The organism is Mucilaginibacter sp. UYNi724 (assembly GCF_054057495.1).
Genome location: NZ_JBSRZI010000013.1, coordinates 76,973 through 103,958 on the forward strand (window position 1 = coordinate 76,973; position 26,986 = coordinate 103,958).

The 26,986-nt window shown below is 44.4% G+C and carries 23 protein-coding genes; 7 read left to right on the forward strand and 16 right to left on the reverse strand.

Annotated elements, in window-relative coordinates:
- The first annotated feature begins 58 nt into the window (after positions 1-58).
- On the forward strand, positions 59-901 hold the full coding sequence (locus ACVW0P_RS17505) for a ThuA domain-containing protein (protein ID WP_457133203.1): 843 nt from the start codon (positions 59-61) through the stop codon (positions 899-901).
- A 72-nt stretch (positions 902-973) separates the two neighbouring features.
- Positions 974-2,434, forward strand: coding sequence for a glycoside hydrolase family 30 protein (locus ACVW0P_RS17510; RefSeq protein ID WP_457133204.1), 1,461 nt, complete (start codon positions 974-976; stop codon positions 2,432-2,434).
- 136 nt (positions 2,435-2,570) lie between these two features.
- On the opposite strand, the gene ACVW0P_RS17515 is transcribed toward ACVW0P_RS17510, so the two are convergent.
- Together ACVW0P_RS17515 and ACVW0P_RS17520 are read right to left on the reverse strand one after the other, a co-directional pair.
- On the reverse strand, positions 2,571-3,263 hold the full coding sequence (locus ACVW0P_RS17515; protein ID WP_457133205.1) for a hypothetical protein: 693 nt from the start codon (positions 3,261-3,263) through the stop codon (positions 2,571-2,573).
- Between the two features lie 87 nt (positions 3,264-3,350).
- The gene (locus ACVW0P_RS17520; protein WP_457133206.1) at positions 3,351-4,109 is read right to left on the reverse strand and encodes a DUF72 domain-containing protein; all 759 of its coding nucleotides are present in this window, start codon (positions 4,107-4,109) and stop codon (positions 3,351-3,353) included.
- Between the two features lie 85 nt (positions 4,110-4,194).
- Between ACVW0P_RS17520 and ACVW0P_RS17525 the strand changes: the two genes are divergently transcribed.
- The gene (locus tag ACVW0P_RS17525) at positions 4,195-4,659 is read left to right on the forward strand and encodes a hypothetical protein (RefSeq protein WP_354428890.1); all 465 of its coding nucleotides are present in this window, start codon (positions 4,195-4,197) and stop codon (positions 4,657-4,659) included.
- A gap of 15 nt (positions 4,660-4,674) precedes the next feature.
- Complete coding sequence (locus ACVW0P_RS17530) at positions 4,675-5,037, forward strand: hypothetical protein (RefSeq protein WP_457133207.1); 363 nt, start codon at positions 4,675-4,677, stop codon at positions 5,035-5,037.
- Between the two features lie 2 nt (positions 5,038-5,039).
- Here ACVW0P_RS17530 and ACVW0P_RS17535 read toward each other — a convergent pair whose 3' ends face one another.
- Positions 5,040-5,756 (reverse strand): SIP domain-containing protein, encoded by a 717-nt coding sequence (locus ACVW0P_RS17535; RefSeq protein ID WP_457133208.1) that lies wholly within the window; start codon positions 5,754-5,756, stop codon positions 5,040-5,042.
- Positions 5,757-5,831: 75 nt separating this feature from the next.
- A complete protein-coding gene (locus ACVW0P_RS17540) occupies positions 5,832-6,683 on the reverse strand; it encodes a helix-turn-helix domain-containing protein (protein WP_457133209.1) in 852 nt (283 codons plus the stop codon).
- A gap of 137 nt (positions 6,684-6,820) precedes the next feature.
- Here ACVW0P_RS17540 and ACVW0P_RS17545 point away from each other — a divergent pair, with 137 nt between their 5' ends.
- The 3 genes from ACVW0P_RS17545 to ACVW0P_RS17555 all read left to right on the forward strand — a co-directional run bounded on the left by ACVW0P_RS17545 (position 6,821) and on the right by ACVW0P_RS17555 (position 8,790).
- Entirely contained in the window at positions 6,821-7,375 is a 555-nt protein-coding gene (locus ACVW0P_RS17545) for a carboxymuconolactone decarboxylase family protein (RefSeq protein ID WP_457133210.1), read from the forward strand.
- Between the two features lie 93 nt (positions 7,376-7,468).
- The gene (locus tag ACVW0P_RS17550) at positions 7,469-7,885 is read left to right on the forward strand and encodes a DUF1348 family protein (RefSeq protein WP_457133211.1); all 417 of its coding nucleotides are present in this window, start codon (positions 7,469-7,471) and stop codon (positions 7,883-7,885) included.
- A 5-nt stretch (positions 7,886-7,890) separates the two neighbouring features.
- Positions 7,891-8,790 carry a helix-turn-helix domain-containing protein gene (locus ACVW0P_RS17555; RefSeq protein ID WP_457133212.1) on the forward strand — a complete coding sequence of 300 codons (900 nt, stop codon included), beginning with the start codon at positions 7,891-7,893 and terminating at the stop codon, positions 8,788-8,790.
- A gap of 72 nt (positions 8,791-8,862) precedes the next feature.
- On the opposite strand, the gene nagB is transcribed toward ACVW0P_RS17555, so the two are convergent.
- From nagB to ACVW0P_RS17615, 12 genes are all read right to left on the reverse strand, one after another.
- Positions 8,863-10,782, reverse strand: coding sequence for a glucosamine-6-phosphate deaminase (gene nagB, locus ACVW0P_RS17560; protein ID WP_457133213.1), 1,920 nt, complete (start codon positions 10,780-10,782; stop codon positions 8,863-8,865).
- Between the two features lie 112 nt (positions 10,783-10,894).
- Entirely contained in the window at positions 10,895-12,244 is a 1,350-nt protein-coding gene (locus ACVW0P_RS17565; RefSeq protein ID WP_457133214.1) for a Gfo/Idh/MocA family protein, read from the reverse strand.
- A 26-nt stretch (positions 12,245-12,270) separates the two neighbouring features.
- The gene (locus ACVW0P_RS17570) at positions 12,271-13,566 is read right to left on the reverse strand and encodes a sugar MFS transporter (RefSeq protein ID WP_457133215.1); all 1,296 of its coding nucleotides are present in this window, start codon (positions 13,564-13,566) and stop codon (positions 12,271-12,273) included.
- Between the two features lie 23 nt (positions 13,567-13,589).
- Positions 13,590-14,249: a carbohydrate-binding family 9-like protein gene (locus tag ACVW0P_RS17575; RefSeq protein WP_354428874.1), complete on the reverse strand. Its 660-nt coding sequence runs from the start codon at positions 14,247-14,249 to the stop codon at positions 13,590-13,592.
- A complete protein-coding gene (locus tag ACVW0P_RS17580; protein ID WP_457133216.1) occupies positions 14,249-15,373 on the reverse strand; it encodes a phosphotransferase enzyme family protein in 1,125 nt (374 codons plus the stop codon). Before ACVW0P_RS17580 ends, ACVW0P_RS17575 begins: the two co-directional genes overlap by 1 nt.
- 67 nt (positions 15,374-15,440) lie before the next feature.
- The gene (locus ACVW0P_RS17585) at positions 15,441-17,000 is read right to left on the reverse strand and encodes a hypothetical protein (RefSeq protein ID WP_457133217.1); all 1,560 of its coding nucleotides are present in this window, start codon (positions 16,998-17,000) and stop codon (positions 15,441-15,443) included.
- A 31-nt stretch (positions 17,001-17,031) separates the two neighbouring features.
- Positions 17,032-18,636 carry a glycoside hydrolase family 31 protein gene (locus ACVW0P_RS17590; protein ID WP_457133218.1) on the reverse strand — a complete coding sequence of 535 codons (1,605 nt, stop codon included), beginning with the start codon at positions 18,634-18,636 and terminating at the stop codon, positions 17,032-17,034.
- Between the two features lie 14 nt (positions 18,637-18,650).
- The gene (locus tag ACVW0P_RS17595; RefSeq protein WP_457133219.1) at positions 18,651-20,198 is read right to left on the reverse strand and encodes a DUF4832 domain-containing protein; all 1,548 of its coding nucleotides are present in this window, start codon (positions 20,196-20,198) and stop codon (positions 18,651-18,653) included.
- Between the two features lie 26 nt (positions 20,199-20,224).
- A complete protein-coding gene (locus ACVW0P_RS17600) occupies positions 20,225-21,349 on the reverse strand; it encodes an acyltransferase family protein (protein WP_457133220.1) in 1,125 nt (374 codons plus the stop codon).
- 54 nt (positions 21,350-21,403) lie between these two features.
- The gene (locus tag ACVW0P_RS17605) at positions 21,404-22,270 is read right to left on the reverse strand and encodes a PKD domain-containing protein (protein WP_457133221.1); all 867 of its coding nucleotides are present in this window, start codon (positions 22,268-22,270) and stop codon (positions 21,404-21,406) included.
- A gap of 30 nt (positions 22,271-22,300) precedes the next feature.
- Positions 22,301-23,818 (reverse strand): RagB/SusD family nutrient uptake outer membrane protein, encoded by a 1,518-nt coding sequence (locus ACVW0P_RS17610; protein ID WP_457133222.1) that lies wholly within the window; start codon positions 23,816-23,818, stop codon positions 22,301-22,303.
- Positions 23,819-23,848: 30 nt separating this feature from the next.
- Positions 23,849-26,863, reverse strand: a complete 3,015-nt coding sequence (locus ACVW0P_RS17615) for a SusC/RagA family TonB-linked outer membrane protein (RefSeq protein ID WP_457133223.1) — start codon at positions 26,861-26,863, stop codon at positions 23,849-23,851.
- Positions 26,864-26,986 lie beyond the last annotated feature (123 nt).

A 26,986-nucleotide genomic window follows, 5' to 3' on the forward strand; every position in this document is an offset into this window, starting at 1 on the left:
GTAAAATGTACACTATATGTGTTACATTAGCTCTTCATAAACCAATTTATACCACTTCATGAATCTATCTGTCAGGATAAAAATCTATGCAATTTGCATAATTTGGCTGTGCTTTTTAAATAACGCGCAAGCGCAAAAAAAGGCCGCATCGCCCAAATTTAAGGTAATAGCTTTTTACACCGGCAAAGAAGACCAGGCGCACATCAGCTTTATGCACGAGGCTAACAAATGGTTCCCGGCGATGGCCAAAAAATACAATTTCACTTACGATTCTACTAACAACTGGGGTAACCTTAACACAGCTTTTTTGGCGACGTATAAAGTGGTAATTTTTTTAGATACCCGCCCCGAGGATTCGCTGCAACGCGTAGCATTCGAAAAATACATGAAAGGCGGCGGCGGCTGGATGGGTTTCCATTTCTCGGCGTTTGCGCTTAACCAATCGGCAGTGCCGCAAAATTGGGACTGGTATCATAACGTGTTCTTAGGATCGGGCGAGTATGGCAGCAACACCTGGCGGCCAACGTCAGCCATTCTAAAAGTTGAAGGCCGCGACCATCCCGCCATGAAAGGACAGGCAGCAACATTTAAAGCATCGCCAAACGAATGGTACCGATGGGAAAAAGACCTTACCAAAAATCCCGATATTCAAATTTTAGCATCTATAGATCCGGTAAGTTTCCCGTTAGGTACCGGGCCAAAACCGAACGAGATCTGGCATAGTGGTTACTACCCTGTTGTGTGGGCTAATAAAAACTACAAAATGGTTTATTTTAATATGGGCCATAACGATATCGATTACGAACATAAAACCAATAAGGACCTGTCGCACACCTTTGGCAACCCGGCGGAGGATAAGCTTATTTTAAACACCTTGCTTTGGCTGGGAAGTGCACAATAGCGTTACCGGTTTACCAATATTTAATAGATTTGTCCAAATTAATTTTTAACCCAATAACTTTCAAATAACCCAATGAAGAAAGGATTTTTAATAGCCGGCCTTTTGTGCTTCACGGCAAGCGCATTTAGCCAGGTAAAAACAATAAAAAAAGCACCGTACTCGGCAGTCAACAAAACGGTGAAAATGTACGTTACCGAAAAAGGCTCCACCAAAAGGCTTGCCCCTGCGGGTGACTTAAAGTTCGTAACCGAAGCACAACCGCCCGAAACAGAAACCCTGGTATTTGTTGACCCGGAAAAGAAATTTCAAACCATGCTGGGTATTGGCGGTGCATTAACAGATGCCGTTGCCGAAACTTTTTACAAGTTACCTAAAGATAAACAAGCCGAACTTTTAGATGCGTATTACAGCAAAACCAAAGGCATTGGCTTTACCCTTGCACGTACCAATATACAAAGCTGCGATTTTAGCAGCGGCAGCTATAGTTATGTAAGCAACAACGATAAAAGCCTGTCGACATTTGATGTAAGCCATGATAAAAAATACCGCATCCCGTTTATTAAAGCGGCAACTGCTGCCGCGGGCGGTAAACTTACCATGTTTGTATCGCCATGGAGCCCCCCCGCTTTTATGAAAGACAACAACGACGTTTTACACGGTGGTAAATTGAAGGCAGAGTTTGCGCAGAGCTGGGCAAACTTTTATATCAAATTCATTAAGGAATATGAGAAATTAGGAATCCCTATCTGGGGTTTATCGGTACAAAACGAGCCCATGGCAACCCAAACGTGGGAATCTTGTAAATACACCGCCGAAGAAGAACGCGATTTTGTAAAGAATTATTTAGGCCCAACACTTTGGAAACAAGGTTTAAAAGCTAAAAAACTGATTGTGTGGGACCATAACCGCGACTTGCTGTACCAACGCGCAAGCACGATATTGGAAGACCCTGCCGCCTCTAAATACATCTGGGGTATTGGTTTCCACTGGTATGAGACCTGGACGGGCGCAGGCCAAAACTTTGAGAACACCCGTTTAACCCACGCAGCCTTCCCTGATAAGAACCTGATATTTACCGAAGGTTGTGTAGAAAAATTCGATTTCGCGCGTTTGGATGACTGGAACCTTGGCGAACGTTACGGGCTGTCTATGATCAACGATTTCAACGCAGGCACTGTAGGCTGGACCGATTGGAACATCCTGTTAGACGAAAAAGGTGGCCCTAACCATGTAGGCAACTTTTGCTTTGCGCCGGTACATGCCGATACACGCAATGGGCAGTTGTTATATACCAACTCGTACTACTACATAGGTCATTTCTCTAAATTTATCCAACCGGGTGCAAAACGCATTGCCGCAGCCGCAAGCCGCGACAAACTGTTAACCACGGCTTATCAAAACCCTAACGGCTCTATAGCCGTGGTGGTGATGAACCGCACCGATGAGAAAATAGAATATAGCTTATGGATAAAAGGCAAAGCCGCCAAAACCGTGAGCGAACCGCATTCTATAGCTACTTTGGTAGTGCAATAATTAAGGTCGACTAAAACAAAAGCCTCCGGAAACGGGGGTTTTTGTTTTATACACTATCCTCGTTTTTACGCAATAAAAAAGCGGGCGCCATTTGGACATCCCGCTTCATCACTCACTCATCACTCACTCACAAAAACTATCCGGCAGTTGGGGCTTTAGGGCCTCTTCTGTTTTTCATTCTTTCTTTTAACTGTGCTTTTAGCTCAGTGTAGCTTTTTAATTGGTCGGCAGTAAATACTGCTTTCAATTCGCCATCAGTCTGCATGAAAATCGCTTTGCGGCTTTCGTGGTTCAACTTACGGTCTGTAGTAGAACGGTTAGCTTTTAAGCTGTCCATTTGTGTGGCACGTTTTAGTAAAATGGTATTTACTTTAGCGTACTGATCCTGGTTCAGCGTTAACTTTTGCTGCAAGACCTTTGACATGCGCTGTGCTTTTTGCTCGGGCGCTATATTTTTATGATCGCCACGTTTGCCGTGCATTCTGCCTTTAAAGTTCGCTTTCAGGTCCGCATATTTAGCTTGCTGGTCTGCATTTAAAACGGTTTTCAAATTTGCATCGGTGTTGGCCATAATTGCTTTATGGCTTGCGTGGTTTGCTTTGCGGTCGGTACCTTTGGTAGCTTTCAGGCTATCCATACTGGCAGCGCTTTTAGCAAAAATGGCATCCACTTTTTTAGACTGATCTGCAGACAAGTTTAATTTCTTGCTCAGCATTTCTGTTCTGTGCTTAGCTTTCTGCTCCGGCGATTTTGCAATCGTTTGGGTTTGTGCCTGTGCAAATACAGCGGTACCTGCCAGGAATGTTATCATCAATAGTGCCTTTTTCATGTTTTAATTAATTTTGATGGTATGACACTATTTATTAGCGCAGGGTTTAATCGGGTGTACCGTCACATTGTCATTACAGAAACATTTCTACTCCTCACCCACAAACCTGTTCAGCGTAATCAAATTATTGATGGCATCGCCCATGGTATTGTTAAAGTAGGCATAAACCCGTTTACCATCGTTAAGCCACTCTTTAATGTATTGAGAATACTCATATAAAAAATCGTCGGCATAGCTGCCGCGATAGCCGCCGTTGGGTCCGTGGAAACGCAGGTAAACAAAATCAGCTGCCATATCAATCATAGGCGTTAATGATTTGGGCATATCCTGGATCACCATGCACGCAGTATAACTATCCAGCATCTCGTAAACCTCATCTTTATACCAACTGCGATTGCGAAACTCGATGGCTATATCCCACCCAATCTGCAACCCGGTATCCTGAATGTTAACCAGCAATTTTTCTAACTGCCTGAGGTTAGCTACATCATTACTCCCGGGGAACTGGATGAGCAGGCTGCCCTTTTTATTGCCCGCGGCATCTATCACCTGCATAAAGCGGTCAACATCTTCGGGTTTAAAAAGCAGTTGTTTATTGTGAGTAACGTCGCGCCAAAGTTTGTAAGTAAACCGGAAGTCATCCGGTACTTCAGTGGTCCATTTTTTTACGGTGGATACCTGCGGGAGCTTGTAAAAGGAGCTATTGATCTCGATACTGTTAAACAGCGAGCCATAATAGGTAAGCCGGGGCTTATCCTGAAACTCCGGTGGGTATAAAGATTTATTAGCGACGGGCAGCACCAACCCGCTGATACCCGAATAGAAATTTTGCCTGGCGTTTTGCATACAATAGCTTAACAAACTTGCATTTACTATTGTTGCGCTTATATTAGCGTTTTATTACCAATATAAACCTCAAAACATATCTCACATGAAACTTACCGGACTTTTCCTTTTCTCGGCGCTTGCCCTTGCAGCATGCACGCCAAAACCTGCCGCTACTGTTACCGAAGCACCTTCATCTGCCATGGTAGGCACCTGGAAGCTGGTAGCTGCCATTACTGTTACCAAGGGCGATACCGTTAAAGATTACCCCGTACCCAATCAGGAAATGATAAAAGTATTGAATGCCACACACTTTGCCTTTATGCGCCACGACTTAAGCAAAGGCAAGGGCAAAGATGCCACTTACACAGCCGGCGGCGGCACTTACGACTTTAAAGGCGACAAATATACCGAGCACCTTGCCTACCTGAACGCCCGCGAATGGGAAGGCCGTAGTTTTGATTTTACCGTTAAATTTAGCGGTGATACGCTGATCCAAAAAGGCATAGAGAAGATAGATAGCCTTAATATTAACCACGAGATCATAGAAACCTACGTTAAGCAGAAATAACAGCCAAAGATTAAAATGGAATTTAACAAATTGGCCTCAGCAATTTTTGAGGGTGTTCCCGAATTTAAAAAATTTTATAAAGGCGAATTGGATAAAGATTCACCCTATTTGTTTTTAAGCCCGTTCGGAAGCTTTGTGCATAACAGTGTAGTCGATAAAAAATCTTATTCCGCAAGCGCAATCTCTTTTATTAATTCCTTTATAAATGACAATATCGAGGATGAGGAACTAAAAACGCAAATGACTGTAGGCGTTTTGGAAATGTTAACCGATACGGCAATTTGTCAAAAAGAAGCTTCAAAATATTTCACCAATCATTGTTATAAAATGTTTGACAATCTATTAAAAACCTACTTCATTGACTTAAGGAATACTTGAGCTTACGACCAAAAGCCCTGCACTTTTATTTGTGCCGATGGATAGCCTTGCTGTTTTAGCATTTTGCGCAGCTGGGCTACCATTGTATTGTTGCCGGCCAGGTAAAATATGGTGTTTTCTAAACTGTAATGCTGGTTTAGCACCCATTCCATTAGGCTGTTGTGGCCGTAAACATCTTTGCGGGCAACGGGTTCTATAGGTGTCCAAAAGTATTCGTTAAATAGTTTGCGGTGCTCTTCTTCACCAATTACTACACCGCCCGAAAAGCGGGTGTTAGGCAATACCATTTTTTGCAGGGCCAATAAATGCCCCATGCTGCTTTCATCGCCCAGTGCAATAACGGCAGATGTTTTATCGGGTTGGTGATGGGTAAAGCCGATCTTTTTCATATAGCTGATGGTATCGCCCTTTTTTAAAACGCGTGCCCATTTACTGCCGGGGCCGTTGTGCACGGCATCAAAATAAATGGTACAGGTATGTGTTTCGGCGTCCCAGCCGGATGGAGTATAATCGCGGAAAGTAAAACCATCTACCCTGAATTTCATGTAAGGCACTTGCTCCCAGTTGCTCATATCGGCAAGAGGCAAATGCAAGTCTATTTCTATTAAGGTTGATGGGTTCCAGGGGCGCACTTCCAGTACCGTACCTGTTTGTAACATACGCGATTCGAATAGTTTGCCGGCCTTTCTTTTTAGTTTGCTTAAAGTGGATGTTTCCATGTGATGTAAATTAATAATACAAAGAAACGTTGCAAATCAACCGAAATCAATGGCATACCTACGGTATTGATTGGACTATTTACGGTATTCGGCACGGAATGAAAGTGGTGTTACCCCTTCATGTTTCTTAAACAGGCGCGAGAAATAGGCATGATCTTCGTATCCCAAAGTATGCGCTATCTCCTTCACATTTTGGCTACCATAATAAAGCAGTCGCTTGCCTTCCAACATTACTTCGTTCAGGATCCAGTAACTTACCGGGAAGCCGGTTACTTTTTTCAAAGCTTCGTTCAAATATGTTGCCGATACATTAAGCATGCCCGCATATGCCGACGGGCTTTTAACCGTTACATAATTATCAACCAGTAACTTCTTAAACTGCTGCGATAACGCAACCGGGCGCGATACTTTTATAGACTCGCAATTACTATCGGCATAACAACCGGCGGCAATACCGATAAACGATTGTAAAAGCGACAGTACTATAGAATTGTTAAACGTGCTTTTATCCTGCTCTTTAAAACGTTGCTGTAGCAGGGCAAGCAATTCCACGCATTGCTTCATTTGCAAATCATCAAAAAAATGAGGTTTTTGTACTGTCAGTTGCCCTTCAAAAACTTTACGGTAATCCGGCGGTATCAGCATGGTATCAACCGCCAGGAACCAGCCACCCGCCTGCTCTTTACGTATACCGTGGTGCACTTGACCCGGTAAAACGTAATATAACGCATTAGCAGAAAAACCTACCTCAATAAAATCGATCATCATTGCAGAATTGCCGGCTTCAACTACAAAAAAGATATAATGGTCATCGCGGTGTGCCTCCATGATCAACTCTTCAGTTCTCATCTCACCAACACCATAGTGCCACATTTCCAACCCAAGGCTGGTGCCTTTTTTTAACTGATGTACAGGGATATCGCTCATTTACGGTGTAAAAGTAAACGATTAAATGATACGATTGGGAAAATTGTCCATCTGTTGGCGAACATCTTCCATGGTACAGGCAGGCTGGTGATTGCACCTTTGTATTGTCAATAACGACAAACAAAAAACATAACACAATGGCACGTTTAATAGCTTTAAGCCCTGATGAAGCAACAGGCAAAACAAAAGAATTATTTACAGCAATAAAGGGCAAACTGGGTGTGGTACCCAACATGATGCGCACAATGGGTAACTCACCTGCTTTGTTAGAAGGTTATTTAAACCTAAGCGGCGCGCTATCACATGGTACTTTAGGCGCTAAAACCGGCGAACTTTTGGCATTAGCCGTAAGCCAGAATAATAGTTGTGATTACTGTGTATCTGCCCACTCTTACATCGGCGAAAAATTAGCCCACATTGATGCCGATACCTTGCAAGACGCACGCAAGGCAAACGCAGCAGACGCTAAAACCGATGCCGCTTTAAAATTTGCTGTTACCCTCGTTGATAAAAAAGGCATAGTTAGCAGCGCTGATGTGGACACTATAAAAGCTGCCGGTTATACCGATGGTGAGATTGGCGAAATTGTTGGGCATGTAGCTTTAAACATCCTTACCAATTACTTTAACAATACTGCCAATACCGAAATTGATTTCCCCGCTGTAAAGGCATTGGATGCTGTTGAGGCGTAAGCGCTAAATTAAAATATCAGCTAACAGTAAAAGTCGGGGCAATGATGCCCCGGCTTTTGCTGTATTGTTTACCTTTATTTAAGCATAACAATTATGGAAAACCCAAGATACCCGCTCCCGCCATTTAACATGGAAACCGCATTGCAAAAAGTACAGGCAGCAGAAGATGCCTGGAACACCCGCGACCCCGAAAAGGTGAGCATGGCTTATACCATTGATACCGAATGGCGCAACCGTACCGATTTTATTAACGGCCGCGAAGAAGCAAAAGCGTTCTTAAAAGCGAAGTGGGAAAAGGAACTGGATTATAGGTTAAAGAAAGAGCTTTGGGGCTTCAAAGACAACCGCATGGCAGTTAGGTTTGAGTACGAATGGCACGATGTGGCCGGCCAGTGGTACCGCAGCTACGGCAACGAACTTTGGGAGTTTGACGCCAATGGCTACATGCAAAAACGCTTTGCCAGCATTAACGATATGCCCATTGCCGAAACCGAGCGTACCTTATTTTAAGAGCAATGAGCGATAAGCAAAACACCCTTACCCTTATTGATCCTGCAAACGGCCACTTCCTGTTCAGGTGGTTTACATTTGATGATAACAGTCAGTTTAATTACCTGCGCCGTAATAATTATTATTCGGTGATATGGCTTAAGCAGGGCGCGGGTAAACTGAGGTCTGATTTTTCGGAATACGAGTTTACGGATAACGACCTACTGGCCTTCACCCCTTACCAACCATTTATGCTTACAGAAAACAAACCTGTAAGTGGCGTTTGCATCGAATTCCACCCCGATTTTTTCTGCATTCATAAACACGATAAAGAGGTTTCTTGCAGCGGGGTTTTGTTCAACAACATTTATCATCCGCCTTTTGTAAACATCGATAGCAATACGGCTGTGATACTCGATATGCTTCTTGGCCAGATCAAGGCCGAGATGGAGAACGAGGCAATGGCGCAATACGAGATCCTGATATCATACCTTAAAATATTCCTGATAACCGCATCCCGCTTAAAAGCAGCACAACAGGATGTACACGGGCAGGAAACCGACACCAAAATTTCTGTTTTACAAAATCTGAAGGAATCGATAGAGCTAAATTTTAAAACCAAACATACCGCCAGCGATTATGCCGACATGCTCAACATATCTGCAAAGGCCCTGGCCCGGATCACTAAAACACACTTCAATAAAACCATTAGTAACCTCATAGCGGAGCGGATTGTTATAGAAGCCAAACGTGAACTTTACCTTACCAATAAGCCCATTAAAGAAATAGCGTACCAATTAGGTTACGAGGATGAGTATTACTTCAGTCGGTTTTTCAAAACCAACGCCGATGTATCACCCCAACAATACCGCGATAAAGTAGGCTTTGCCAAAGCGGTGGTAAATGGCAAACTGATGATAAATTAGAGATAATTAGTTAGCCACAAAAAAACGGACCACCTTTCAGCGATCCGTTTCAGGTATAGATATAGGGGGCCTTTAATCAAATTTCCAGCGTACAAATGCTTCAATCGCAGCATACTCGGCAAGGCCGAGTTGGTTGTAAAGGCGGGCGGTTTCCTGGGTGCGGTCTTCTGCCCTAACCCAAAATTCGCGCGCGTCATCTCCCGGGAAAACAGGGATATCCTTTTGTGATTGATGTTTAAATATCGCCAAACGTTTTCGCAACACTTCCTGCGGTGAAAGCGGTACGGCCATCTCAATCTCGTGAATCTCAAACTCGTGCCATGCACCGCGGTACAGCCATATCCAGCAACCCTTCGCCCAGTCTTCTATCTGGCGAAGGCGGCTAAAGGCTTCGAGCATGATCTCAAAACAAATTTTGTGCGTACCATGCGGGTCGGCAAAATCACCCGCAGCGAAGATCTGGTGGGGTTTTACCTCCTGCAACAACTGCATGGTTTGTTGTACGTCATCCTCAAAAGATACGTTCTTATCTATCTTGCTGCGGTCGTAAAAGGGCAGGTCCATAAAGTGGATGCGTTGATCTTGTAAACCGGCCAACCTTGCTCCTGCAATAGCCTCACCCTTGCGGATCAACCCTTTTACCGTGCGGATCGCGTCGGTATCGCTTTGGTTGGGGCGTTTGGTTTTAAGGAAACCAACCATGCTTTTGTACAGCCCTTCCAGGTATGCAGCATCCTGCGATTGCGAACGGGCAAAGTCCATTGCAAATTCTACATAACGCAGCATTTCATCATCCCAAACGGCGGTATTGCCCGATGTTTGGTAGGCCACATGCACCTCGTGACCCTGGTCTGCCAGGCGGATGAAGGTACCTCCCATCGAGATCACGTCATCATCCGGGTGTGGCGAAAAAACGATTGAACGCTTTACAGCAGGGTTTGCACGCTCGGGGCGCTGACTGTCGTCAGCATTAAACTTACCACCCGGCCAACCGGTAATGGTGTGCTGTATATTGTTAAATATGCTGATATTGATGTTATAAACCGGGCCAAACTGGGTTGCCAGCTGCGCCATGCCGTTGGTGTTGTAATCGCTTTCGGTTAATTTAAGAATGGGTTTCCCCACTGTTTTTGCAAGCCATATCACTGCCTTTTTAATGAGCACATCATCCCAAATGCAATCCTTAACCAACCACGGAGTATCAAAACGGGTAAGCCCTACAGATGCATCGCGGTCGATCACAAATTCAACATTGTCTGAATTTTGCAGGTAGGTGGCAGGGATCTCCGGCGAGACCACACCCTCTATAGCTTTTTTAATGATGGATGCTTTTTTACCGTTCCAAGCCATCAGGATAATTTCGCGGGCCTTAAATATGGTACCTACACCCATGGTGATGGCTTTGGTGGGCACATTCTCTTTCCCACCAAAATCTTTGGAAGCGTCGCGGCGGGTAAGGTCATTTAAGGTAACCAATCGTGTACCCGAATTTGGCGCAGACCCAGGCTCGTTAAAACCGATGTGACCGGTACGGCCAATACCCAAGATCTGTATATCTATACCGCCGTAGTTGTTTATCTTTTGCTCGTAGGCAAGGCAAAACGGGGCAATGTCTTTCTCATCCAATGTGCCGTCGGGGATATTTACGTTCGCCATATCAATGTCTATATGGTCGAACAATTGCTCTTTCATGAACCGCACATAGCTTTGGTCAGAGTCCGGATGGATGGGGTAATATTCATCCAGGTTAAAGGTTACTACATTTTTAAAGCTTAGGCCTTCTTCTTTATGCAACCTGATCAATTCCTTATAAACTTTTATCGGCGATACACCGGTTGCCAGGCCCAGTACCGCTATTTTGCCTTCGGCCTGTTTCTGTTTGATGATGATGGCAATGCGCTTGGCAACATCAAGGCTTGCCCCGCTATCGGTGTCGTAGATCTTTACGGGTACTTTCTCGTAACGGGTTTCTTCTAATAAATTGAGTAGCATCTTTTGGGGTATATTTTATTTTGATTTGGGCATAGCAATTCCATTACCGTGCGGAGGCCTGCTTTTCAGCAGGCCCGCCGGTATGTGTTATGTTTTAAATTTTGTTTTTTTGTTAGAAGCCGCTATCGTCTAACGCGAACGTATTTTTGCGTTCTTTCCATTTGCCTTTTGTAAAATCGGGGAATGCCTGCGGGGCGTTACCTTCTTTAAGGGATTTTTCGGAAAGTGGTGTGATCACGCTCATGGTTAAAGAATCGTAAACGTCTATCGGGGTTTGTTTTTTCTGTTTTACAGCCTCAATAAAGCCGTTAAACACAAACCAGTCCATACCGCCGTGGCCTGCGCCTTCAGCAAATTTTTCATACTTTTTCCAAAGTGGGTGGTCGTATTTTTCGAACCATTCGCTGGCTTTGTCCCACTGGTCGTAGCTTTTTGATTTACCCTCAATGTAAACCGATTCGGCGACATCCATCCAGATCCCCTCGGTACCCTGTACCCTAAAGCCTAACGAATATGGCCTTGGCAAGTGCGTATCGTGGCTTAACATAACGGTTTCCCCGTTAGCGCAATTAAGCATGGTGGTGGTTACGTCGCCATTGTTAAATTTGATCTTTGAATTTTTATTACCCGGTGATACCTTGTCGATATATTTATTCAAACCAATTGATTTTGATGAGAACGATACCAGGTTGGTGAACCGGTTACCGCGGTTAATATCAATGTAGTTCATCACCGGCCCTGCGCCGTGTGTTGGGTAAATGTCGCCATCGCGGTCAACATTCCATTGGGTACGCCATTGGGCTTCGCCTACGGTGTTTGGGCCAAACTCGGCACCTTTGCCGCTAAAATTTTTACCATCGTTAAATAACACGCCACGTAAATCGTGCTGGTAACCACCCTCCAAATGTATCAGTTCGCCAAATACATTTTGGCGTGCCATATTCAGGGCGGCCATTACATCGCGGCGGTAACAAACGTTTTCCAGCGTCATGTAAGGCACCTTTGTTTCTTCGTGCACTTTTAAAATATCCCAGTGGTCTTTTTCGGTAATCCCGGCAATAACCTCGCAGCCAACATACTTGCCGGCACGCATGGCGTCAATAGCCTGGTCTTTATGAAACTGCCACGGGGTGGCAATTATAACGGCGTCAATATCTTTACGGTCCAGCAATTTTTTGTAGGCATCAAGGCCGCCTGTATATTCTGCAGGCAACTTCTTTTTGGCTTTTACAAATTGTGCGCGGCAGTACTTCAGGGAACTTTCCTGTATGTCGCAAATGGCTACTATCTCCACGTCATCGCGAAGCAAACCCTCACCTATATGGTTACGGCCACGCAAGCCTACACCAATATAACCCAACCTTACCTTACCTGCATTTTTTGCGAATAATAACCCTGAAGGCAAAATTGTTAAACCTGCCATTCCTACGGCACTGTTTGTAACAAATTGTCTGCGATCCATAATTTTTAGATTTTATTTATTGATAATTATAATTGTTCTTGTGATAAAGTTTTGGCCTTGCCCACTTTATGCCCGCTAATGGCGTAGTATAAAATGATGAGGTAAGCCGGGATCAAAATAATGTAACCATGGCTTGGGTTTAAGGCCTGCGCCAACGCCCCATAAGCCAACGGTACAATTGCCCCGCCTGCTATCCCCATAATTAATAACGACGACCCTATTTTGGTAAACCTGCCCAAACCCGACAATGCCATTGGCCAGATAGCCGGCCATACGAGCGAGTTTGCCAGGCCCAGTAATGCTATAGCCGCCACCGAAACATAGCCCGTTGTTAGTATCGCTACCGCGGACAAGACTAACCCTAATCCTGCCGATAGTTTCATGGCCTTTTCCTGGCTAAGGTATTTGGGGATGCAAAGGATGCCCACGCCGTAACCTACCAGCATAAAAATCAATGTCCCGGTAGTAAAGAATTTTGCCGTGCCTAATGCGATACCTTGCGTGTTACCATAATTGATAATGGTATCGCCTGCAATAACTTCAACACCTACATAAAAGAATAAGGTTAACACACCCAACAGCAAGTGCGGGAATTGTGTGATACTTGTTTTGCCGCTATTGCTGATCGCTGTATTTTCATCTTCCTGATCGGTATCAATTTCGGGCAGGCTGGAGTAGTAGATGATAACCGCCAGTATTACTAAAACAATAAAAATAACGATGTAAGGAGTAATAACGCGTGAGGCCAGCTCGTTCAATTCGGCATTTTTTACATCGGTTGCCATGGTGGCTAAACGTTCTTTAAACCCATCAACATTTTTTAAGGTGATGGCGCCAAGTACTATCGGTGCCAAAGCACCTGCTATCTTATTGCTGATACCCATTATGCTGATCCGTTTTGCAGCACTTTCCGGCGGGCCAAGTATGGTAATGTATGGGTTTGATGCGGTTTGTAGTAAGGCTAAGCCCGAGCCCTGTATAAACAGGCCCAATAGGAACAACCCATAAAAACGGGTCATAGCAGCGGGGATAAATATCAACGCGCCCACAGCAATTACGGCAAGCCCAACCGACATGCCTTTTTTGAAACCCGTAATTTTCAGGATCCAGGCCGATGGGATAGCCAGCACAAAATAGGAAATGTAAAAGGCGAAAGTCACCAAATATGCTTCAACAGTGGTAAGCTCGCAGGCCAGTTTCAGGTACGGTATCAAAACCGAATTTAACCAGGTGATGAACCCGAAGATAAAGAATAGCATCCCGATTATAAAAATGGGGCTGAGGGTTGTTTTTTTGTTACTTACTGCTGCTGTATCTGACATATATTGGGATTTGATTTTCTATTTTAAGACGCCCGCCTGCTAAAAGTTATCTCTTTAAAAAACCTGCTTAGGTGAAACTCGGGCTGCTGTGCCTCTATGTTGTTCCAGCATAAAAAGTGCGGTTCGGGCAGGCCATCGCCGCATTTAAAAAGGTTAACTTTTGCCTTGCTCTGTTCTAATGACAGTGCCGGATGAAACTTAAAGATCGTTTTTGGGATGCATAATGTAAGCTCCCACTGTATGTTACCTACCACGTTGCTTTTAACATGCGTTTGGTGCCGTATGGTTTTTAGCAAGTTTACGGGAATGAAAGTACGCCCGTTTTTGTGCTCCCCAAACTGTGCCCTGCTGGTGCCCATGCAATTAAATTCCAGATTATAGTAGCTGGCATCATCATTAAATGCGATGAAAAACTCCACACAGCTATCTTCAAACACCGGGTCGTTAAATTTACTGTATTCGGCTTTTAAAGTATGTTCGTTTACGTAATATTTAAGATAGATATCATCTGTACCATAAGCCAGTGCAAATGCAACCTCGGGCTGCTTATTACCTGCCGACCATGGTGCGTGCACAATAGGCCTCCGTTCGTGGGCATCCAACACCCTTGATATATCCTCCACCGTGCGCAGGTCATCAAAGCCATTAAGATACGGGATATTTACCGATATAGCTGCATCCATTAGTATTGCGCGGTTTTATAGCTGTCCATTTCGTTTATTATTACTTGATGCATCTGCGCGGCATTGGCGTCCAGCATTTTCACCAGCTGGAATTGCGCCCTGGCGCGTTGCAGGTTATGGCCGTCAAACTTTGTTTTGAAATAGGTATCGCCATTAATATGGTCTGTTAAGAAACGTACCGCCTGCATATAGGGTAAAAGCAATGCGCCTTTCATTAGCGAGTTTACTTCAGCATCTGTCAGGAATTTTGAGGCTTCTTTCAGGTAACCTTTTACATAGGCTTCAAACAGCGGCATGTTTAGCTGAATTTTGCTCAGATCTGCTTCGTCCTCGGTAGTGGTGTTGATTATAGTACGGATAGCGTCGCCAAAATCATAGGCTACAAAGCCATCCATTACAGTTTCAAGGTCTATCACGCATTGTGCTTCGTCGTTACTATCCAGCAGTACGTTATTAAATTTGGTATCGTTATGAATAACCCGTTTAGGCAATGCCGCCACCTGCTCCGGTTGCTGAAAGTACTGCATCCTTTCGGCGTATTTTTTAACTATCTCCAACTCGGCAGCGACTGATGCTACACGGCCGCATGCATCTTTAGCGATGGCCTCGTCCAGGTGCTGTAAACGTTTCTGGATGTTATGAAAATCGGGGATTACCTCAAACATCTCTCCTGCAGGGATATCCGATAACATGTGCTGAAACTTGCCAAAGGCCTTACCGCCTTCGTAAGCCTGTTTTTGCGTTTCTACAATATCATAACTTTTGGTATCGCTTAAAAAGTAAAACATGCGCCAGTAATCGCCGGCACTGTCACGGTAAAAAAAGCGGTTGTCATCGGTTGGTATTAAGGTCATCACCTCCTTCAGTGGGTCGCAATACCCATAGGCCTTTATTTTACTTTTAAGGTGCTCGGTAACCTTGCGCATGTTATCGGTAAGTTTTTCTACATCGGTAAATATCTTATGATTTATACGCTGCAACAGGTAGTCGGTGCCACCGGCGGTTACGTTCGTTAATTTGAATGTATCGTTAATATGCCCCGACCCATAAGCTTTTTGCGAACCCACATCTGCCGCACATTTAAAATGCGATACAACCTCAGCTATGTTTTTAGAACTTTGCACTATACTTTATAATTATGATGTATATATAGCCCCGCTTGCGCGGGGCTTTGTTAGTAAGGGTATTTTATTAATACGTTGACTCGTCTGCTCCTATATCCACTCTCGAGTTTACTATCCTGGCCGCTTTATCAATATCAAGTTCGCCGCTTTGTAGTACGTATGATGGTAAACCGGCATTAACACAAGCCGATGTATTGGTTAAATGCAGGTTAGGGCTTGGCAGCGTATTGGTTACAAATCCCGGGTTACCGTAAGTAGAATTAGCATCTAAACCGGTAGCCGTTTTAAAATCCTGCAGGGTATAATAACCCATGCCATTGTTACCACCCCAATCAAATGTGATATTGGTTGCTACGCCGGATAGGGTGTAATACTTATTGTAGTCGAAACTTAAAGCTGTTGAAGTATAGCCCAACAATACGATAGTGACAATGTTGCTGCGCGATTGAATGATGTTATTGATAAACTTAACGTTATTGGTATTCTGTAAGGCGATCTCGCTTCCGTAACCACCTTTCGAATAATTTTTAAATACAGTATTGTTGCTGATGGTTGAATTGATAACCTTGCTGTTTGGTTGGTTAGAACCTATTAATAAGCCGGCCTCGATACTGTTATAAATAAAGTTGCTGCGGATATTTATCCCTTCGGTGGTGTAGTTATTGTTTTCGCAACCGGCGCTGATACCTGCATAATTACCGTATACAGTGTTACCTTCTATATTTATCCATTTACCACCGTCAACATAAATACCGGCTGATGTTGCTATCGGCGAGATACAATTGTAAACGGTATTGTTTTTTACGTTCCCGTTGCGGGCATAGTTAACCGCGGCCGGTGCACCTGTCCAGGTGTAATTACCAGACATATCCATGCCTATGTTTTTAATATCGTGCACCTTGTTATTCTCTATCAGGAAATTCTCTACGTTACCGGTTAGGGTAAGGCCTTCGCTGTAGCCGGTGTTACAATTGAAGATCTCGTTACTGCCGATATAAATTTCGGAGTATGAAGTTGATGTAGAACCCACAATAATAAAAGGGCTTGCGTTATCGGTACTTGATGGTGTGGCGCTGCCATTTGTTGTCCAGCCGATGTTAGAGATCTTACAGTAGGTAACCTGTATATCGGTACCATTCCCTACTACGTAAATACCTTTGGCATTTGCCCGGGTATTGTTGGTAATATTAATATGGTCTATCCGGATATGGCTCCTGCTGGGGATAGCGAGCATCTCGTTCTGCGCGTTGTTGGTGGCGTTAACCCCATCTAAAGTTACCACGCTGCCGTTGTAGTTTGTTAGGGTAATAGGGGCCGCGCTTGATGCGCCTGAAGTTGGCCAGTAAAGTCTTTCTTTATAAGTACCCGCCAAAACGTAGATGTTGGCACCAACGCCATTGGTTGTTTTGTACAACGCCGCCTGGATGGTTTTTAAAGCGGTCGCGGTAGATGTACCAGCTGCCGCATCACTACCTGATGTACCGTTCACGTAGTAATTGGCTAACGCCGATGTGCGCAATTTTGACCCGGCTGCGGCATCTTGCGCGGGCAGGCTTTTCATTTCGTTGTTTTTGGAACATGATGCCAAGGTGATGGCAAACAATCCGATCAGGAATAAATTTTTCATAGTGTGTATGTTTTTTAAGTTGGTGTAATAACTATTTCATTAACTCAAACACAGGCAACCTGTCGGCTGCTACCTCTATCTCTATCTTCGCGGGGCCTTTTACGGTTTTCCCTAAATCATTCTTCCATTTTCCTTTTGGCAGGTACACCGTTTTTGTGGTACCGCTGGCCACTATTGGCGCCACCAAATATTTACTGCCCAGCATAAACTGGCCATTTACATCCGCCAGGCCCTGGTTAGGGAACTCGTACTCCATGCTACGGGCAATAGGCTCGCCTGTTTTGGCGGCTTGCTTTACCAGTTGCATAATGTATGGTGTGTATTTAGCACGTACATCTACCGCCTTTTTAACGGCTGCCAGGTTTTGTTTTGATAACACCCTCCATGGCGCTACCGAAAACTGCATCATTGGCATAAGTGCCGAGCATTGCGCCGAGCGCACCACCAGTTGTTCATCCAGTTTATCGCGGCCGATGAATGAACCGTATTCGCCGCCACCTATCATATCCGGGCAGGTAAACTGGTAGCCCAACAAGCCGGCCGTAGTTAGATCGGGGATCAGCTTTTGCAGGTCTTCCCAGTTATGTTTTTTATCGCGCAAGCGTTGTACTAATGGTTCGCCACCCATTTTCCACATAGCGCGGTATTCGTTCAGCGGGTAGTAAAGGCCTAATTCGCCCCAAAGCCTGCTGTGCTCGTTTGGTGTGGCTGGTTTAAATGACACCGCGTTGGGCGGGTAAAAATCAGCGTCGCCGGCGTCAAACTTAAAACCATCCAGGTGATAAGTATTTACCATATGATCTAAGCGGCCTTTGAACCATTTTATGGCATCTGGGTTGGTAAAGTCAAGCACAGAGCTGTATCCGTTCCACCAGGTAATTATGGCAGGCTCATCTGCGTCTTTTTCCGGATTCCCGGTTTTTACCTTGTTACCTAAAAGCAACAGCTTTTTCGCAAGTAACTCTCTGGCAACTTCGGTATCCGGCGACACAAAAGGGCTTACCCATAGCATCACTTTAAAGCCCATCCTATGCAGGGTATCAATCATAGCAGATGCATTGGTAAACCTGTCCGACCTGAAATCGAACCTGCCGTAATAATCAGCCCAGTTATCGTCTATCATGATCACTCCCGGCGGGAAACCATTGTCTATGATCGAGTGTGCATACTTTAAAATATCCTTTTGATTTTGGTTGTAAACCAGCTCGATCCAGGTATTGTATTGTGGCTTGCTGAACAACAGTATATCTGGCATTTTACCTTTTGAAGGGAAGAAACGCTTTGAAGCATTACTAAACGCCTCGCGCAAATTATTCCCTGCCGAATCTATGGTTACCGCACCTTTTGCGTTGCTTATTACAAGCGTGTTTTTTATTACTGTAAACTTAAAAGGCTCCTCACTCCAGATAAAACGGCCCTTGGTCGACACCAGCAATGGGGCGGCCTGGTTACCGCGTGTATCGGCAAACATATCGTAGCTATAGCCATCCTTAAAGGGTGCCAGGTGCGCTTCGTTAGTAGCGCCGCCAAACCATTTCTCTCCGTCTTTTATTCTGATGCTCGTTTGGGCGTGTAGCTGTGCACCGGCTGCGCAAAACATTATCGCTAACAAACATTTTTTAAAGGCCTTTATCATGTACAGTATGGTAGTTAGTTTACTTTAATGTTGTGGTTTAGCTTGTTGTAACCCGTAGCAGCTTCCCAGGTATCGTTATTAGCCAAACGGATGCTGAATTCGGGCTTTGCAGCGATGCTCGCGTACGCATCAGGCAGGCTCAACAACATTTCGTAATCGCCGGCAGCAAGATCTGCAGGGATCTTAACAGTTTCGGTAATTGTGTTATCGCCGCTGTACCATCTCCTTACATCGGTAGCCAGGTCAAATGATTTTACCTCGTTTGTTTTGGTGTTGCGCAGCAATAATTTAACTGTGCGTTTATTGTATGGTGAAGCATATCCTCTGTTTTTCACATTCAGGGTGATGTTCATATCAGTGCCTTTAACAACATTATCCGGCAATACGGCGCTTTGCAATACAAAACGGTAACCCAGGTTGCGTTTAATGTTATCCATACAACCGCCATCCTGCCAGTCGTTAGTAACATCGGTGTTGTAGTGCGCATTGATGAAGCTGTAGTGCAACGCTGCAAACTCCGCCTGGATCTTACCTGCCGGCTCGCAATCGTTGGTTGGGCTGTAGCCGTCAGAACAAGTTTCGCCGCCAACAACTACAAACTTGCTATCGGCTTTAAAATAATCTTTAAGCGTGTTTAAAGCTGCACCACCAGATTCACGTGGGCTTGACGAGTTACCATAATCAGTGTACGTACCAAAATCATCAACACTTGCCATAAAACAATCGTTATGGTAACCTAAGCGGGCAATATCGGTTTGGGTAAAAGCACCGCTTTCTGTTAATGGTGCAGATGTTAGCGGCGCGTTAACACCGTAAATGTAACGTTGCTTTAATTGCGGGTAACGCAACTGGATCATCCTATCGGCAGGTACGGCATCAAGCATGGCTTTGATAACTTCTATCCTGTCTTTCCAGTTCTGATCAAGCAATTTGCCTTGCGCTGCATTTGGGGAAGCATCGCCAAAAAAGTCGCTGTAGTATTGCTCGCCCCAGGTACCAATAAAGCCCAATTGCACACAGGCAACAACATCGGCATTATCATGCAATACAGGTTTTAGCTGCGCGATATGGTTTAGGATGATAGCCTTTGGTGCATCACCATAAAGCGGACATATAAACCCTTCGGGGCAATTACCCGGCTTTGCTGTCGCGGTGTAAACAAAGCGGGGAATCAGTTTAACACCCGCGGTACGTGCGGCTTCAAAATCCTTTTTAATGTTGGTGATAAAGTTTGCAGAGATGGCGGTATTAACCACATCATCCAATATATAGTACCTGAACACCAAAGTACTTGCTACCTGGTAGTTTGCCGATTGTATGGATTGCGGCGACCGATAGCCTTTCAACTCGTCGGCTGTTAATACCGTGTAGTTGCTGGAGTGCACCTCTGAGTAGCGGTAAAAACCACGCTCGGGGTTGGGAAAATCTTCGGCACTTTCCGTGTACGTAACGTTTGCTTTTTCAATTGTTACCAGGTTGGCTTCTTTATCCTTACACGATGAAGAAAGCAGCACGGCAGCTAAACAAGTGCCCAGGGCGTAGCCTGTAATTTTTTTGATCATGACAATATTTTTTAAATAGAGGTTTGTTATAGTTTAAAAAAGATCTTTCGGGTATAAAGCCAGTAGCATAAGCCCCACTCTAAAATAAGCGCGGCTATGGCCGATATTAAGGCCGCTATACTTAGCGGTACGTTTAAGAACATGTGTAACATATCGCCGGTAAAAACGGCTACTTTGGCGTTTACCCATTGCACACCCACCGTTTCGAAGAACAGGTAAATGAATATTGCGTTCATACCTACCACGGTAAAAACCCGGGCGTATTTGATATTTTGTTTTACATCAACCAGCCAGTAAACCGCGGCCAATATCAGCAGAACCCATCCTACCGATGCAAATGCGAATGAACTTGTGCTGATACGTTTGATGATAGGCGTTACGCCCGTCCAATCCATCCCAAAGCCGATTGCCAACGCGAGGATGCCTGCTATTACCAATACCTTTATTTTGTAGCTAATGGTTTTGTTAGAGATAAGCAGCTTGCCTGCTAAAACGCCCCAAATGGTATGCGCCGCTGTCGGGATGCAATTAATGGTTACCCATCCGTCGCTATTTATTTTACCCATTAGCAGGGTATCAACATATGCCCCAAAGTTTTTGCCTTCTGCAAATGGCTGGTCAAACCCCGGCATCAGTACCGTGCGGTACAATACTTCGGTTAAGATGAGCAGGCCCATGGTGAACACAAACTGCCAGGTGTATGACCTGTCTATTATCAGGTAAGCTACGATGGTAGTGAACGATAACTGTGTTAATACATTCCAAAGCTCCCAAACGGGCTTGCCCGCGTAAAAACAATGCAAGGCAACACCGCATATAAAAAGCTTTAGACTACGGATAAGCACATGTTTAAGGTTGTGCCCCCAGCTTTCGCCTTTTGCCAGTTTACGGCTGTAAGAAATATACATCGCAGCGCCCGCCATGAACATAAACGCGGGCTGCACTAAATCCCAGAAACGCAGCCCGTGCCACGGATGGTGAAAGAATTGGGTGATCAACCCACCCATAGGCTGTGCAGGATCGATATGCCTTATTGCTTCGTAAAGCGCGCAGCTTTCGCCGCAAAGCAGTATCATGATCATGCCGCGCATAACGTCTAAGGACACTAAACGCCCATTAGCCAATTGATCAGCATTCAAATTATTCACCATAAAACGCTTTGATATATATTCTTATTTACAGCCTCAACTAACCAATTATTAACCTTATTCGCTCATGTCTAAGAAAAAGCTTGAGGTGCCCGTATCAGGCGCGCTTCCATATAGTACCGAGTAATCACTTTTGGTGATCTGGATAGCTAAGCGCGTACCTGAACCGGTTAAGCCTTTTAGCTTGCCGCGGGCGATACGCATTTCAAACTTAGTTATGCCATTGGCTTCCTGTATAGTACCAACCGTTACTGCTTCGGCAATTGATTGTGGAGCAAAGGCAAAGGCATTTTGATCGGTGCTGTTGTGGTAAAATATATCTATACCGTTGGTAAGCAACTGACCTTCCAATAATACATCATAACCACCATCGGGCCAGTTACCGGTAAGCAGGCCCGTTGCAGGATTGTTATCAGAGTCGATATAAAAATCGAAGATATCTGCATCAGATTTTTTCCTTGCCATTTCTATATATGCGTAAACGTAGTTACCATCATAATCAAACTTAACCGCGTTGAAAACACCTTTATTGGGGCCTAAGGTTATAACGTCTTTAGTAACGGCATCCCAGTCGGCAAGCGAATTATCGTTTATTTTTACCGGAGACACCTTTGCGATACGCAGGACGGTAGAAGCATCAACACTTTTACCATTTACTGATGCAGTTAGCGTAGGTACGTATTTACCTTTACCCGGGTAAATATGGGTTGGTTTTGCTTCCGTAGATGAGGTACCATCACCAAAATCCCATTTATAATCTGTTACACCTTCGGTTTTTACTGTAAAGGTTGCTGTAGCCCCGTCAACCGCTACATCATAAAGCAAGTCGGTTTTAGGGGTGTAGTTATCTTTTTTACAAGAGCTGAATATTGAACTTGCCACGGCTACCGACAGCATGAACATATAAGCTTTTAAATTTTTCATATCAATTGTATGTTAATGTGTGATATTAAATTATGGGTTTTGTGTTGCCAAAGGGTTGCTCAGCGTTTCATCAACAGGGATGTAGTATATGGTACGCGGGCTTGTGTACGGCACCGTAAGGTTAGGGTAACCTGTAGGGGTTTTAGACAAGTCAACGTCGCTTTCTTTTAAACCTGCAATGTGGTAACCCCAGTACGCTTTGTTTAAAGTGCGTTTGTTGCGGAACACATCGTAAGTACGGTGGCCTTCAAATGCCATCTCGATACGCTTTTCATCTAATACAACGTCTAAAGCAGATTTGCCTGCTGGTACAACTTTGTTGTAAAGCGACGCTTCTAATCCACGGTTTTTGCGGATCATGTCCACATCGTCAAGTGATGCTGCGGTTGCGCCGGTTTTAGCCTCAGCTTCGGCGCGGATCAGGTACATCTCTGCAAGCCTGAACATAATTGGCGAGCTTAAATTGGGCAGCCCTCCCTGGAACGAGAATTTGCTAACATAATAAACCTCGATACCATTCCTTTTTTGAACGTTGCCGCTACCATCTTTTGACGGAACAATGTATGACCAGCGCACATCCTCGGGATGGGCAGACATTAAGCCACGTAATGATGATGACGCGAATTCTTCGCCCCAGCCCGAGTTACCGTCCGAGTAGATCATTGATGCGATAGAACCAAACTTGCCGTAATCATCTACTTGGGTAAACGCTACGCAAAAAATGGTTTCGCTTGCTGTTTGCGAGTTGGCAAACATGGTTGGGAAAGTCGCCTTTGTAGCTAAGGTGTATTTACCAGAGTTAATTACTTTGTTAGCATAGTCCATTGCTTTGGCGTTATCTTCTTTATAAAGGTTAACCCGTGCAAGTAACGACCATGCCGCCGCTTGCGAAGCATATTGTACACCGCGCGGCGCGGTCATTAAACCTGCAGCTTTTTCAGCATCGGCCAATACCGAATCATAAACTTCTTTAACGGTAGAGCGTGCTTTTTTTGATGGATCTGTTAAGTTGGTACGCAATATAACGCCCGGCGAATTTGGATCTGTTGTATAGGCTTTGCCAAACACCCTCACCAGGTTAAAGTGGCAAAATGCGCGTAAGAAGTAACACTCGCCCAATAGTTGGTTGGTTGTTGCATCTGTCTTACCAGATTTTTCTACCGCGGCAATTACGGTGTTAACACCGGTGATGATCTTATAAGAAACATACCAGAAGTAACGGGTGTTACCCTGCGCCGGCGAATGGTCCAGGCTAAAGCTATAATACAATGGGTCGGTTGTTACCTGGCCGCAAGCAAGGTCATCACTGGCAAAGTCGCTCAGGTGATAAAATTGGCGCAGGTACATATTATTGGCATCTACCGAACCATTAAATTCAACATGGTCTTTTAATAGCGCGTATGCGCCATTTAAAGCGTTAGTTAAACCATCTGTTGTGGTAACAAGCGTGCCGGTGCTAATAGCATCGCTTGGATTTACATCCAGGTTTTTACAGCTGCTTGCTGCAATAACCATTAGGGTAACAAAGGTGAATATTTTCTTTTTCATATACTTAAATTTTAATAGGCCGGGGCCTGCTTAAAAGTTGAAATTAAGGGTTAATAAATACTGGCGGTTGTTTGGATACTTAAATTCTGATATACCCGGCATTGCAAAACTGCCCGGTGTAATGGTAGTTTGCGGATCCTGACCTAAAAATTTGGAGAATGTGGCAACGTTATCGGCAGTTACACCAACGCTTACACCTTTCATCGCAATTTTGTTAGCCCACGCGTTTGGCAGGGTGTACGAGAAAGCTATGTTCCTTATAGTGAAATAGCTGCCATCTTTTAAGTAACGGGTTGATGTTTCTGTAGAGTTGGCATTATTTTGCGGGCTCGGCTCGGTAGCTTGGGTATCGCCAGGGCCTGTCCAAACCTTAGCGCCATCAGGTAATTTTATCTGGTTGTAATATGGCTCATGTCCATCATTCATCATATACCTTAAGTTATTGCTAAACACTTTGTTACCTACACTAAAATATGTACTTACACGCAAGTTGAAGTTTTGATACCTAAAACTGTTGTTAAAACCACCCTGAAATTTAGGCAATGCCGAACCAACTTCCTGGATGGTAGCTTCTGCATAGTTTAAGGTCCGTTCTTTAGCAACAGCATTACCATCGGTATTGTAGATCACCTTCTCCCAGGTTGGCGCGCCTGTTTGTGCATCAACACCTGTCCATTTTTTCATGTAAAACTCAAATAAGTTACCGCCGTTGCGATAGATCTGCGATACATTACTTGTGCTTGAGCTGGTTTTGATAATATCTGCAGGGAAGCCATCAAGTGTATTTTTATTAAAGTTGATTGTAAAATCAGTAGTCCATTCAAAGTTTTTGCTTTTTACGTTGGTTGAGTTAATGCCAAGCTCGATACCCTTATTGATAACCTTACCGGCGTTTTCCCATTTAGTTTCGAAACCAACCGAAAGCGGTTGCGATACCTGTAGCAACAGGTCTTTAGTATCGTTACGGTAAACATCAACAGTTAAGTTAACGCGTTTAAATAAACCGATATCGATACCGGCATTTATCTGTTGTTTGCTCTCCCAGGTAAGGTTAGGGCTCTCCAACTGGTAAGGTATTGCACCTACAAGTCCATTATACTGGGTTGTTAATGAATATAAGCCCAGGAAACGCGATGCACCAATATCCTGTGTACCGGTGATACCGAAGCTACCACGCAACTTTAAATTGTTGATAACACTGTTACCCGCAAGAAACTCCTCGCTGCTGGCTAACCATGCTGCCGATACCGATGGGAAACCACCATAATGTTTGCTTGGTGCAAAGTTTGATGACCCATCGTACCTGTAAGATCCTGATAGGAAATATTTATCTTTATAACTGTAGTTAACTTGTGAGATCAATGATTGCAAAAGATATTTACTGTTAGCACCGTTTACAAGCTGGTTGTTTGATACTACATTAAGTACATCTAAACCTTCGGGCAAACCTTTACCAGAACCACCTGAGTACTCGCTTTTGCTGCTTTCGAACGCGCCACCAACAAACCCGCTGATGTTATGATCGCCAAGCCTGAAATCAAATTTGAATAACTGGTTACTGATAAGGCCATAGTTAAGCGTGTTTAACTCATCAAGGTAACCTGTACCGTGGTAAGTACCTGCTGCTAAAGGCGACACAAAATTCCTGCCTTTGTCAAATGATGCTGCTACCCTGTTTGTACTGGCGAATGTTAACCAGTTGGTGATGCGATAATTGATACCCAGATCGTAGTTAATATTAAACCCTTTGTAAGAGTGATCTGAATTTTGCACGGTGTTGATAGGGTTTATTTTATCCCTCGACCACCACTTGAATGTAGAATTACCATCTACATAAACCGGGTTACCCGCCGCATCGTATGGGTTATCCCAAGGTAAATTTAGGAATGAGTAATAAACGTCCATACCATCGTAGCTTTTACCCTGCGATGCACTTAAGTTAATATTGTTGGTTACATCAAGCTTTTTTGAGAAATGGTAGGTTGAGTTACCACGTAAGTTAACACGCTCAAAATCGGTGTTAATGAATGTGCCCTTTTCCCTATAGTATGATGCGCCCACATAATAGTCGTTCTTTTCTGTTTTGCCACTGGCGGATAGGTAGAAATTATATACAGGGGCTTTTTTAAATGATTCTTTAGACCAGTTGTAATCCTGGTTACGCAATGCTAATGGGCGCTCCGCGTAAAATTTCGCCAAATCGATCTTGTAAGAGTTATCAGGGGCGCCTACAATGTAATCGCGGTAAAACTCTTTCTGATAATCATAAAGTTCATTGCTGTTCATCAGGTCCATTTTACCAAAATCGGCAGTCCTGAAACCAGTTGAAACTTTTGCCTCAAACCTGGTTTCGCCTTGCTTAGCAGTTTTAGTTGTTACGATGATAACACCCGCGTTTGCCTGCGAACCATAAAGTGCTGTTGCGCCTGCATCCTTTAATACGGTAATGCTTTCCACGTCGTTAGGGTCGTAATTACCACCAATAATACCATCAACCACAAATAGCGGGCTTTGATTAGCATTTACTGACGATACACCACGCAGCCTTATTTCGGCTACCGCACCCGGCGCGCCAGAGCTGTTTACAACTTGCAAACCGGCAACCTTACCTTGCAGCATGGTACCTATGTCATTCGCGGTAACGTCCTTAAGTTTAGCGGCCGATACCACGGTAACCGCGCTGGTTAATTCGTTTTGCTTTTTGCTGGTGTAACCTACTACTACAACATCATTAAGTTGTTGCACATCCTCGGTTAGTTGTACCTGGATGTTGGTTTGGCCACCGGTTACCGCTACCTCTTTTGGGAGGTAGCCTACAAAGCGTACAACTAATGTTGCTTTGCCCGCCGGCACATTTACAGAGAAGTCTCCGTTTACGTTTGTCATGGCGCCGGTGGATGTACCTTTAACCGAAACGGTTACGCCGGCCATAGGCTGTTTGTCCAGCACCGATACTACATGCCCCGTTACAGGCAAAGTTTGCGAGAAACCCTGCATGCAGAACATTAGTGCGAAAGAACAGATAAGTAAAATTTTCCTGGTCATATTCTGTGAGTTAGTTTAAATAGTTTAGCATAGTTTGTTGGTTATTGTAAAAGTGATGTAAAATTATTGTTAACGAAAGGGTGCGGCAGAACGGTAAAGTGCAAACTTAGTTACGCAACCGTT

Excerpts from the sequence above, each read along its gene's own strand:
- ACVW0P_RS17605 (WP_457133221.1), bottom strand. The coding sequence starts at position 22,270 with ATGAAAAATTTAAAAGCTTATATGTTCATGCTGTCGGTAGCCGTGGCA.
- ACVW0P_RS17600 (WP_457133220.1), bottom strand. The coding sequence starts at position 21,349 with ATGGTGAATAATTTGAATGCTGATCAATTGGCTAATGGGCGTTTAGTG.
- ACVW0P_RS17525 (WP_354428890.1), top strand. The coding sequence starts at position 4,195 with ATGAAACTTACCGGACTTTTCCTTTTCTCGGCGCTTGCCCTTGCAGCA.
- ACVW0P_RS17575 (WP_354428874.1), bottom strand. The coding sequence starts at position 14,249 with ATGGATGCAGCTATATCGGTAAATATCCCGTATCTTAATGGCTTTGAT.
- ACVW0P_RS17545 (WP_457133210.1), top strand. The coding sequence starts at position 6,821 with ATGGCACGTTTAATAGCTTTAAGCCCTGATGAAGCAACAGGCAAAACA.
- ACVW0P_RS17555 (WP_457133212.1), top strand. The coding sequence starts at position 7,891 with ATGAGCGATAAGCAAAACACCCTTACCCTTATTGATCCTGCAAACGGC.
- nagB (WP_457133213.1), bottom strand. The coding sequence starts at position 10,782 with ATGCTACTCAATTTATTAGAAGAAACCCGTTACGAGAAAGTACCCGTA.
- ACVW0P_RS17590 (WP_457133218.1), bottom strand. The coding sequence starts at position 18,636 with ATGATAAAGGCCTTTAAAAAATGTTTGTTAGCGATAATGTTTTGCGCA.
- ACVW0P_RS17530 (WP_457133207.1), top strand. The coding sequence starts at position 4,675 with ATGGAATTTAACAAATTGGCCTCAGCAATTTTTGAGGGTGTTCCCGAA.
- ACVW0P_RS17520 (WP_457133206.1), bottom strand. The coding sequence starts at position 4,109 with ATGCAAAACGCCAGGCAAAATTTCTATTCGGGTATCAGCGGGTTGGTG.
- ACVW0P_RS17615 (WP_457133223.1), bottom strand. The coding sequence starts at position 26,863 with ATGACCAGGAAAATTTTACTTATCTGTTCTTTCGCACTAATGTTCTGC.
- ACVW0P_RS17505 (WP_457133203.1), top strand. The coding sequence starts at position 59 with ATGAATCTATCTGTCAGGATAAAAATCTATGCAATTTGCATAATTTGG.
- ACVW0P_RS17515 (WP_457133205.1), bottom strand. The coding sequence starts at position 3,263 with ATGAAAAAGGCACTATTGATGATAACATTCCTGGCAGGTACCGCTGTA.
- ACVW0P_RS17565 (WP_457133214.1), bottom strand. The coding sequence starts at position 12,244 with ATGGATCGCAGACAATTTGTTACAAACAGTGCCGTAGGAATGGCAGGT.
- ACVW0P_RS17535 (WP_457133208.1), bottom strand. The coding sequence starts at position 5,756 with ATGGAAACATCCACTTTAAGCAAACTAAAAAGAAAGGCCGGCAAACTA.
- ACVW0P_RS17550 (WP_457133211.1), top strand. The coding sequence starts at position 7,469 with ATGGAAAACCCAAGATACCCGCTCCCGCCATTTAACATGGAAACCGCA.
- ACVW0P_RS17610 (WP_457133222.1), bottom strand. The coding sequence starts at position 23,818 with ATGAAAAAGAAAATATTCACCTTTGTTACCCTAATGGTTATTGCAGCA.
- ACVW0P_RS17570 (WP_457133215.1), bottom strand. The coding sequence starts at position 13,566 with ATGTCAGATACAGCAGCAGTAAGTAACAAAAAAACAACCCTCAGCCCC.
- ACVW0P_RS17595 (WP_457133219.1), bottom strand. The coding sequence starts at position 20,198 with ATGATCAAAAAAATTACAGGCTACGCCCTGGGCACTTGTTTAGCTGCC.
- ACVW0P_RS17540 (WP_457133209.1), bottom strand. The coding sequence starts at position 6,683 with ATGAGCGATATCCCTGTACATCAGTTAAAAAAAGGCACCAGCCTTGGG.
- ACVW0P_RS17585 (WP_457133217.1), bottom strand. The coding sequence starts at position 17,000 with ATGAAAAATTTATTCCTGATCGGATTGTTTGCCATCACCTTGGCATCA.
- ACVW0P_RS17510 (WP_457133204.1), top strand. The coding sequence starts at position 974 with ATGAAGAAAGGATTTTTAATAGCCGGCCTTTTGTGCTTCACGGCAAGC.